This window comes from bacterium, from assembly GCA_027622355.1.
Classification (GTDB): Bacteria; UBA8248; UBA8248; order UBA8248; family UBA8248; genus JAQBZT01.
Window position 1 is genome coordinate 1 of the sequence record JAQBZT010000274.1, and the last position, 3,791, is coordinate 3,791.

The following is a 3,791-nucleotide window of genomic DNA, read 5'->3' on the forward strand; positions in this document are numbered from 1 at the left end:
CCCTGCTCCTGGAAAAGCCCCTCTCCCTCGGAAACGCCTTGCGAAATGTTCGGAGACTGGTTGCCAATGGCGGTCACGATGGCGCAGGTATCGCAGTCGAAGCCGTAGGCCGCGTTGTCGTACCCGATTTCCCGGATGGTTTCGCGGGCCAGTATCTTGGCATCGTAATGGGCCTTGGTGGTAATCTCGCCGGCGATAAAGACAATTCCGGTCGTAAGGAGGGTTTCGCAGGCAACCCGCCCGTTCGGATCCTGACGCAGGATCTCATCGAGGATGGCGTCGCTAATCTGATCGGCCATTTTGTCCGGGTGGCCTTCGGAGACGGACTCCGAGGTAAAGATAAATTCGTCGAGATGATTTAAATCCATTCACGCCTCCAGGTCGGAAAATTACACAGCGGATTCAACTCGGCTTTCTTCCTTTTCCAGATCAAACCAAAATTTAGCGAGACGCTCCTCGATCTCCCGGGAGGAGCGGCAGGCAAGTAGCGATTGCGCCATGGATTCCATGTCCGCAAAATGCACACTGCGGATGGCTTTTTTCACCTCTCGGGCTCGGAACATCGTCATGCTGAAAGAGCGGATCCCCAGGCCAGCGAGAACGAGGACATTCACCGGAATGCCGGCCATCTCGCCACAGACACAGACAGGGATTTCGGCCTCTTGGGCGGTTTTTGTCAAGTCGCGCAGCATCCTGAGCATGGCCGGATGGAGGGATCGGTAAAGATGGTCCACCTGCTCGTTCCCTCGATCGACGGCCAGCGTATATTGGGTCAAATCGTTGCTGCCAATGCTGAAAAAGTCGGCCTCGCGGGCCAGAATATCAGAGCAAATCGCGGCTGCGGGGGTTTCGATCATCACCCCCTGCTCCAGATTGTCAACGAAAATATGGCCCTCCGAGCGCAACTCCTCCTGTGCCTCGAGAAAGAGGCGCTTCGCCTCCAGAAGCTCGTCCACCCCGGAAATCATCGGATAGAGAACCCGGACGTTCCCGTGGGCTGAAGCGCGGATGATGGCCCGGAGCTGCCGCTTGAATAAGTCCGGAAAACGAAGGGAAAGGCGCAGGCCGCGCAGGCCCAGCGCGGGGTTGGGTTCATCGTTGCGCACGCCGTGGAACAAAGTGGCATTTTGCCCCAGACCCAGGTCCAGCGTGCGGATCGTCGCGGCGTGGGGAGAAACCGCTTCGGCCAGGCAGCGATATTGCCGGTAGTGCTCCTCCTCGGAGGGAAAATCACTCCGGTTGAAATACAGAGATTCCGAGCGGAAAAGACCGACACCCTCGATGCCGAAGCTCGGCAAGAGCCGCACTTCCTCGTCGGACTCCACGTTCGCGCTGATAGAGATGCAGATGCCGTCGCGCGTCTTGGCGATGCCCCGATCAAAGGATTCATCCTGGCGCCGCAGACTCTGCCAGACCTTTCGGTTCTTCTCGTAGGTCTTCTGCGCAGGCGCCGAGGGGCGAATCACCACCTCCCCGTTCCGGGCGTCGCAGATGATGGTTTCCCCGGTCGCGATCCGCCGCGAAGCCTCGCCCGCCCCGACAACCGCAGGGATGCCCAGCGCCTCCATCATGATGGCGGTGTGGGAGGCCCGGTTGCCCATGTCGGTGACGAAGCCCAGAACACCGTGGCGCGAGAGCGCCACCACATCGCCCGGCGTCAGATCGCGGGCGACGATGATCCCCGGCTCTCCGAAATCCTCGCGGAGCACGTCGGTGCGGGTCAGATGACGGAGTATCCGCTCGCCGGCCTGGGCAATGTCCACTTTTTTGGACTGAAAGTAGGGATCGTCCATCCCGTCGAAGACGTGGGAAAAATGCTCGGTCGCGGCCATGACCGCCCACTCCGCATTATTGCGGAATTCGCGGATGCGCTTTTCGGCCTCCCCGATGAGGGATTTGTCACTCAGGAGCAACATGCTCGCATGAAGGATGTAAAGATGCTCCTCACCCAGCCGGCTGGCGGCCTCGCGGCGAATCAGCTCCAATTCCTGTTTCGCGGTCTCAACAGCCCCGCTCAGGCGGCGCACCTCCTCATCGAGTTTCCCGGCGGGAAGGTGGAAACGCAAAAACCCCTGGTAGTGGGTTCCGATGACGCAGGCCGCACCGATGGCGACGCCGGGGCATACACCGATTCCCTTGAGAGTGTCCGTGTCTTCCCGGGACATCACCCCTCCTCTCCGAACCGGCTATCCAGCAGCGCAACGAGGGCATCAACCGCGGCGCTCGCATCGGGACCCTCCGCCCGGATCGTGACCTCGGCGCCCGGGCTCGCGGCCAGCATCATGACGCCCATGATGCTCTTCCCGTCCACCTCCAGATCGCGGCACCGGATGTAAATATCGCTTTCGAATTGGGTGGAAAGCTGCACGAACTTCGCCGCCGCCCGCGCATGAAGGCCCAGCTTGTTGCAGACAAACGTCCTTCGCTCAGTTGCCATCACTCATCTTTCCGCTTCGGGCGGCGGATGGAGCGGAGCATCTCCCGCGGCTGGGCGAGATTCCGCCTCCCGTATTCTACGAGAAACTCGGCCGCCTCGTGAACAGTCTTTTCCTTCAGGAACGGAATTTTCAACAGCATCGGCAGGTTGATGCCCGTTACCACCTCCACGTTCTCGTCGTTCAGCATCGCAAGCGCCGCATTCGTCGGTGTCCCGCCCATCATGTCCGTCATGATGATTACCCCGTCGCCATCGTCCACCTCGCGGACAGCGTGCTTGATTTCCTCCGGCAGCCCCCCCGGGTCATCCTCCGCCCCCAGCGAGACGGCGCGCATCCGGGAGCCTCCCGCCAGGACGGAATCGGCCGCCGCCAAAAAGGCGCGCGGCAGATCTCCGTGTCCCACGACGACGAGACCGATCACGGATTTTTCTCAGACACCAGGCCGCCCCCTGCGCCCGGGGATTCCATGGCGATTTGCCGGGACAGGCGCCGGCTGAATTCATCGGCGGAGTGGTATCCCATCCGTTGCAGCAGCAGATTCCGGGCGGCGATCTCGATCAGGGTCGGGATGTTTCTCCCCGGCGCCACGGGGATGCGCACCATCGGCAGGGCCTGCCCGAGCACCTCCTTGGTCTGCAGATCGATGCCCAGGCGATCGAATGAAACATCCGCGCTCCAATCCACGAGATCGACGATCAGTTCCACCATCTTCTCGTAGCGGATGGCGACAACGCCAAAAAGATCCTTCAGATTCAATATTCCCAGGCCGCGCACCTCCATGTGGTGCTTCAGCATGTCCGTGCTCCGGCCGACCAGCTCATTTCCACGGAGCTGGATGTCCACCACGTCGTCCGCCACGAGGCGATGGCCCCGCGTGACGAGATGCAGCGCGCACTCGCTCTTGCCGATCCCGCTTTTCCCCTGGATCAGAACTCCTACACCATAGAGGTCCACGAGAACGCCGTGCAGATGCACGCAGGGCGAAAGATGGAGCTCAAGATAGGCAATCAGCCGGTTGAGCATTTCCATGCTCGGAAGAAGCGAGCGGAGCAAGGGAACGCCCTCGGCATCGGAAACCTCCTTCACGATTTCCGGGAGCGGCACCTCGGTCGAGACCAGGACGGCGCAGAGCGGAAGAGCGAAAAAGGAGCGCACGGCGCTCTCTTGCTGCTTCGGCTCCAGGCTGCTCAGATACGCCACCTCGGTGTTCCCCCAGACCTGGATGCGATCGGGGTGAACGGCCTCCAGGTATCCCGCGAGAGGCAAGCCGTTTTTCTGGAACCGCGTGTCTTTGATCAGGCGGCCGAAGCCGGCCCGCCCCCCCAGGACCTCGATCCGCAGGTGCTCGCCGAG

General features: G+C 61.4%; 5 protein-coding genes. All 5 read right to left on the reverse strand.

Features of this window, described 5'->3' with window-relative positions; all coding sequences use genetic code 11:
- Window positions 1-368 (reverse strand): S-adenosylmethionine synthetase N-terminal domain-containing protein (locus tag O2807_13235; GenBank protein ID MDA1001464.1); only part of this gene is annotated, 368 nt, incomplete at its 3' end.
- Window positions 369-389: 21 nt separating this feature from the next.
- Complete coding sequence (ptsP, locus tag O2807_13240) at window positions 390-2,165, reverse strand: phosphoenolpyruvate--protein phosphotransferase (protein ID MDA1001465.1); 1,776 nt, start codon at window positions 2,163-2,165, stop codon at window positions 390-392.
- Window positions 2,165-2,437, reverse strand: a complete 273-nt coding sequence (locus tag O2807_13245) for an HPr family phosphocarrier protein (protein MDA1001466.1) — start codon at window positions 2,435-2,437, stop codon at window positions 2,165-2,167. Before O2807_13245 ends, ptsP begins: the two co-directional genes overlap by 1 nt.
- Entirely contained in the window at window positions 2,437-2,859 is a 423-nt protein-coding gene (locus O2807_13250) for a PTS sugar transporter subunit IIA (GenBank protein MDA1001467.1), read from the reverse strand. The genes O2807_13245 and O2807_13250 overlap by 1 nt, the downstream gene beginning before the upstream one ends.
- Window positions 2,856-3,791: HPr(Ser) kinase/phosphatase (hprK, locus tag O2807_13255; GenBank protein MDA1001468.1), on the reverse strand; the 936-nt coding region annotated here is incomplete at its 5' end. The genes O2807_13250 and hprK, both read right to left, overlap by 4 nt.